General features: G+C 65.8%; 6 protein-coding genes. All 6 read left to right on the top strand.

Going from position 1 to position 5,263, the window contains the following annotated elements:
- The coding region (locus EOA28_RS23995) for a lytic transglycosylase domain-containing protein (RefSeq protein WP_128315347.1) at positions 1-835 on the top strand (835 nt) is incomplete at its 5' end.
- A gap of 34 nt (positions 836-869) precedes the next feature.
- Positions 870-1,367, top strand: coding sequence for an N-acetyltransferase (locus EOA28_RS23990; RefSeq protein WP_127251268.1), 498 nt, complete (start codon positions 870-872; stop codon positions 1,365-1,367).
- Positions 1,368-1,741: 374 nt separating this feature from the next.
- On the top strand, positions 1,742-3,004 hold the full coding sequence (locus tag EOA28_RS23985; RefSeq protein WP_127251256.1) for an ABC transporter substrate-binding protein: 1,263 nt from the start codon (positions 1,742-1,744) through the stop codon (positions 3,002-3,004).
- Positions 3,005-3,069: 65 nt separating this feature from the next.
- Entirely contained in the window at positions 3,070-3,942 is an 873-nt protein-coding gene (locus EOA28_RS23980; RefSeq protein ID WP_127251267.1) for a sugar ABC transporter permease, read from the top strand.
- A gap of 7 nt (positions 3,943-3,949) precedes the next feature.
- Complete coding sequence (locus EOA28_RS23975) at positions 3,950-4,768, top strand: carbohydrate ABC transporter permease (protein WP_189342156.1); 819 nt, start codon at positions 3,950-3,952, stop codon at positions 4,766-4,768.
- A gap of 107 nt (positions 4,769-4,875) precedes the next feature.
- A partial coding sequence (locus EOA28_RS23970) for a DUF899 family protein (RefSeq protein WP_128315348.1) occupies positions 4,876-5,263 on the top strand: 388 nt, incomplete at its 3' end.

Here is a 5,263-nt window from a genome sequence, read left to right as displayed (position 1 = left end):
GCAGACCGCCGTGCTTACCGGCGATGCCGTTGCCATGGCTGCCATGCCCGGCGCGCCGGCGACGCCTGGTTCGCTCGCGACGCAAAGCGCGCTTGCGACGCAAAGCGCGCTGGCGACGCAGGGCGCGCTTTTGCCGCCGCCTGTCCAGCCCGGCGCGGCGCTGGCGCAGCCCGCGGCCTTCGCCGGAGCAACGCCGATGGCCGGCCAGTTTCCGCCGCCGCCTGTGCTGACGGCCGGCGGCTCGCCGACCGGCCCAGGATCCATCAAACAGGCGGGATCCATCAAGCAGGCGGCGGTCTATACGACCGCGGGCGTCGCCATGCCGGTCACCGGCCAGTCGGCGAAAATCGCCCCGATGCCCGGTGTCCAGCAGGTTGCTTACGTGGCGCCGGACAACCCCGCTCTGCTGGAGGCGCCTAGCCAGCCCGAACAGCACGCCAGCGGCCCGCGCGGCGAGATCGAGCGGCTGATCGAGAAATATTCGGCGCTCTATGAAGTGCCGGTCGAGCTGGTGCGCCATGTCGTCAACCGCGAGAGCACCTTCAACCCGAAAGCCTACAATCACGGCCATTGGGGACTGATGCAGATCAAGCACGCGACGGCGCGCGGCATGGGCTATGACGGCCCGGCGACCGGCCTGTTCGACGCCGAGACCAATCTCAAATATGCCGTGAAATATCTGCGTGGCGCCTGGCTGGTCTCGGGCGGCAACGCCAAGCGCGCCGACACGCTCTACCAGAGCGGCTATTACTACGACGCCAAGCGCAAGGGTCTGCTCGAGGCGACGGGACTTGGCGTCGACCGCAGGCGGCATCGCCTGCCGCCCGACGCCTGAGCGGACGGTCCGCGCGGCGTCTCGAGACAGCGCCATGCATGAGAACACGACGCCTCGTCCACCGGCGCCCAACGACATCCGCCTGCGCAAAGTCCTCGATGACACGCTCGCCGCGCCGCATTGGCCGGAGGGCTTCGTTATGCGCGCGTTCGAGCACCGGGACGCGCACGCGCTCCACGCGCTGCTGGAAGAAGTGTTCGACGACGGCGCCGACGGGCCGTTCGACGACTGGTGGCCGCGCATTGCCGGCGACGCCGAGTTCGATCCCGCTCTCTGTTTCCTGGTCATCGACGGCAAGGGCCTGCTTGCGGGCGCGGCGCTGTGCTGGACATCCGGTTTCGTCAAGGACCTCGCCGTCCATCCGGAGTCCAGAAGGCAGGGCATCGGCGAGGCGCTGATGCGGCACGTGTTCCTGATTTTTCGCGAGCGCGGGGCGACGCATGTCGATCTCAAGACCAACACGGTGAAGAACACCGCGGCCTTCAGGCTCTACGAGCGGCTCGGCATGATCCCGGTCGACTGGAAAGGTTAATGACGTCCCGGCATTGTGAACTCCTTCACATAGGCTGACGTTAGGGCATGCTAATGCGTCGTCGTGCCGGGCGGCCGATCGGCGGATCGACGCGGGCAAGGCGTCGGAGGGGGCTGTGCCGGCATGCGTCAGCCACTCCCAGACGGGCTCCGGGGCGGGGGTTTCGGAGCCCGTCCGCTTTCGTGAAAGCGGGTGAAGGAAGGCGGACACCGACGCGGTCGAGCCGGCCCAGACGGCTTAATCGACCTGCCGGCCGGGACCGGCGAGCACGGGCGCATGGAACCCTAAGCGGCATGATGCATTCATCGCAGGGGCCTTGATGAGCCGCGACGCCGAGATGGCGCCGCCGGCGGCTGAGGGAGGCCCGCAATCCCGTGAAATTTGTTTGCGCGTTCCTGGCGTTGGCCGCCGGCATCCTGCTGGGCGCTGTCCAGGCGCGAGCCGTGGAGCTGTCGATCGTGTCGGGCGACACCGGCAACGGCATCAAGGTGCTGCGCGAGATCCTCGACCTCTACGAGAAGAAGAGCGGCAACAAGGTCGATATCGTCGTCATCCCGCCTTCGACCACCGACCAGTTCGGCCAATACCGGCTGTGGCTTGCCGCCGGCAGCAGCGATATCGACGTCTACCAGACCGACGTCATCTGGGCGCCGCAGCTGGCCAGCCAACTGGTCGACCTGACGGAGGCGACCAAAGATGTGGCGGGCGAGCATTTCCCGTCGATCATCCAGTCGCAGACGGTCAATGGCAGGCTGGTAGCGCTGCCGATCTTCACCGACGCGCCGGCGCTCTATTACCGCAAGGATCTCCTCGACAAATATGGCGCCAAGGTGCCGACCACCTGGCTGGAATTGCAGGACACCGCGAAGCTCGTCATGGACAGGGAGCGGGCGGCCGGCAACAAGGACATCTGGGGCTATGTCTTCCAGGGCAATGCCTATGAGGGGCTGACCTGCAACGCGCTCGAATGGGTGATGTCGAGTGGCGGCGGCGGGATCATCGAGCCGGACGGCCGCATCTCCATCAACAATCCAAAGTCGGCGGCTGCGCTCGACAGGGTCAAGGGCTGGATCGGCACGATCGCGCCGCCGGGCGCGCTCGCCTATCAGGAAGAAGAGGCGCGCGGCGTCTGGCAGACCGGCAATGCGGTGTTCATGCGCAACTGGCCCTATGCCTATGCGCTCGGCAACAGCGAGAATTCGCCGATCAGGGGCAGGTTCGACGTGGCGCCGCTGCCGGCCGGCGATGGCGGGCATCCGGTCGCGACGCTGGGTGGCTGGAATCTTGCCGTCTCCAAATATTCGAAACATCCGGATGTCGCGATCGACCTGGTCAAGTTCATCGCCTCGCCCGAGATGCAGAAATACCGGACGCTGAAGACGGCCAACCTGCCGACCATCGCGGCGCTCTATGACGACCCCGACATTGCCAGGCAGCAGCCGATCGTGCCGCGCTGGAAAGAGATCTTCCTCGACGCGCAGCCACGTCCGTCGGCAACCGCCAGGATCAAATACAACGAGGCGTCGAGCCAGTTCTGGACCGCGGTGCACAACACGATCTCCGGTAACGGCACCGCCGCCGACAATCTGGCCGATCTCGAGGCGCGGCTGACCAGGTTGAAAGGCAAGGGCTGGTGACCGCGGCAGGGCGATCGCCGCTGGCGCGCCGGCGCGTGCGCACGGCCTGGCTGTTCCTCGCGCCGATGCTCTTCGTACTCGCCGTCGTCGCGGGCTGGCCGTTCCTGCGCACGCTCTATTACAGCTTCACCGACGCCTCGCTCGCCGATCTCGACGCGCGGCAATGGGTGGGCTTCGACAATTATTTCTCGGTGCTCACCCTGCCGAGCGGGCGGCTGCTCTATGACGGGCTGCTGGTCGATCCGGTCTGGTGGCGCGCGGTGTGGAACACGGTGCGCTTCGCAATTATCTCGGTGGCCTGCGAGACGGTGCTGGGCATGATCGTGGCGCTGGCGCTCAACGCCGAATTCCGCGGGCGCGGGATCGTGCGGGCGGCGATCCTTATCCCCTGGGCGATCCCGACCATCGTCTCGGCCAAGATGTGGCAGTGGATGCTCAACGACCAGTTCGGCATCATCAATGTCGTGCTGCTCAATCTCGGCCTGATCGATAGCAAGATCGCCTGGACCGCCAGCGCCGACACCGCGATGGTCGCCGTGCTGATCGTCGATATCTGGAAGTCGACGCCGTTCATGGCGCTGCTCATCCTGGCGGCCCTGCAGATGCTGCCGCGCGAGATCCTCGAAGTGGCGAAGCTCGACGGCGCCAATCCCTGGCAGATCTTCTGGCGCGTGACGCTGCCGCTCATCCGGCCGGCGGTGATGGTGGCGGTGATTTTTCGCGCGCTCGACGCGCTGCGCATCTTCGACCTGATCTATGTGCTGACGCCGAACAACGTCCAGACCAAGTCGATGTCGATCTTCGCGCGCGAGAACCTGTTCGAGTTCGACAAGTTCGCCTATGGCTCGGCCGCCTCGACGCTGCTTTTCCTCATCATCGGCCTGCTCACCATCGCCTATATCCGGATTGGGCGGCTGAGTTTCGACGGAGGGCGCTGAGGTGAAAATGCTGAAGCGCGCCGTCTTCTATCTGCTGCTTCTTGCGATCGTCTTCGTCGCGGTGTTTCCGTTCTACTACGCCATCGTCACCAGCCTGAAATCGGAAACCGAATTGTTCCAGGCGGGCCTTTGGCCGCGATCGTTCAGCCTTGCCAATTACCGCAACGTGCTGACCGAAGGGCCCTTCCTGCGCAACCTCGTCAATTCGCTCGTCGTCTCCGGCGCGGTCGTCGCGATCTCGCTGCTGCTCGGCGTCACGGCGGCTTACGCTCTGGCGCGCATCCGCTTCCGCGGGCGCTCGGCGCTGATGCTCGCCATCCTGTCCGTCTCGATGTTTCCGCAAGTCGCCGCGCTTGCCGGGCTGTTCGAGATCATCCGGGCGCTGCATCTCTACAATTCGCTCCTGGCGCTCATCCTGTCCTATATGATCTTCACCTTGCCGTTCACGGTCTGGGTGCTCACCACTTTCGTGCGCGACCTGCCCGTCGAGATCGAGGAAGCGGCGATCCTCGACGGCGCGGGGCCCTGGATCATCCTCACGCGCATCTTCCTGCCGCTGATGTGGCCGGCGCTCGCCACCACCGGGCTGCTCGCCTTCATCAGCGCCTGGAACGAATTCCTCTTCGCGCTCACCTTCACCTCCACCAACACGCAGCGCACCGTGCCGGTGGCGATCGCGCTTCTGTCCGGCAACTCGCAATTCGAGATCCCCTGGGGCAACATCATGGCCGCCTCGGTGATCGTCACCGTCCCGCTAGTGGTGCTGGTGCTGATCTTCCAGCGCCGCATCGTCTCCGGCCTCACCGCCGGCGGGGTGAAGGGCTGAGGCAGTTCAGGAGCTTGCGCCGGAATGTCGGAACCGATGCAGGCGACACGTCCTTGGGTCGTAGAACAACCCGCGCCGGGACGCCGGCGACGGCCAAGGAGACGATCATGATCACCTTTCCCAATGAATCCGCCAAATACCGCACGGCCCGCGAAAAGCTGCTGCGCAAGGAAATCGAGCTGCGCCGCGCCATGGAGGCGGTGGCCGAGGCGAGACGCGCTCTGCCGCAGGGCGGGCTGGTGCCGCAGCACTATGTGTTCGACGCCCTCGACGGCCAGGGCCGGCCGGCGAAGGTGAAGCTTCCGGACCTCTTTGCGCCGGGCAAGGATTCGCTGATCCTCTACCAGATGATGTTCCCGCGCCATCCGCAGGAGACGCGCGATGTGGCCGCGAGCGGCGCGACGGCGAAACTGGCCCGGCAGGACCAGCCATGCCCGTCCTGCACCGCGCTGCTCGACCAGTTCGACGGCGCGGTCAGCCATCTCGAGGCAGCGG

Source organism: Mesorhizobium sp. M2A.F.Ca.ET.067.02.1.1 (genome assembly GCF_004023285.1).
In the GTDB taxonomy this organism is placed as follows: Bacteria; Pseudomonadota; Alphaproteobacteria; order Rhizobiales; family Rhizobiaceae; genus Mesorhizobium.
This window is presented reverse-complemented; position numbering and strand designations above follow the sequence as displayed.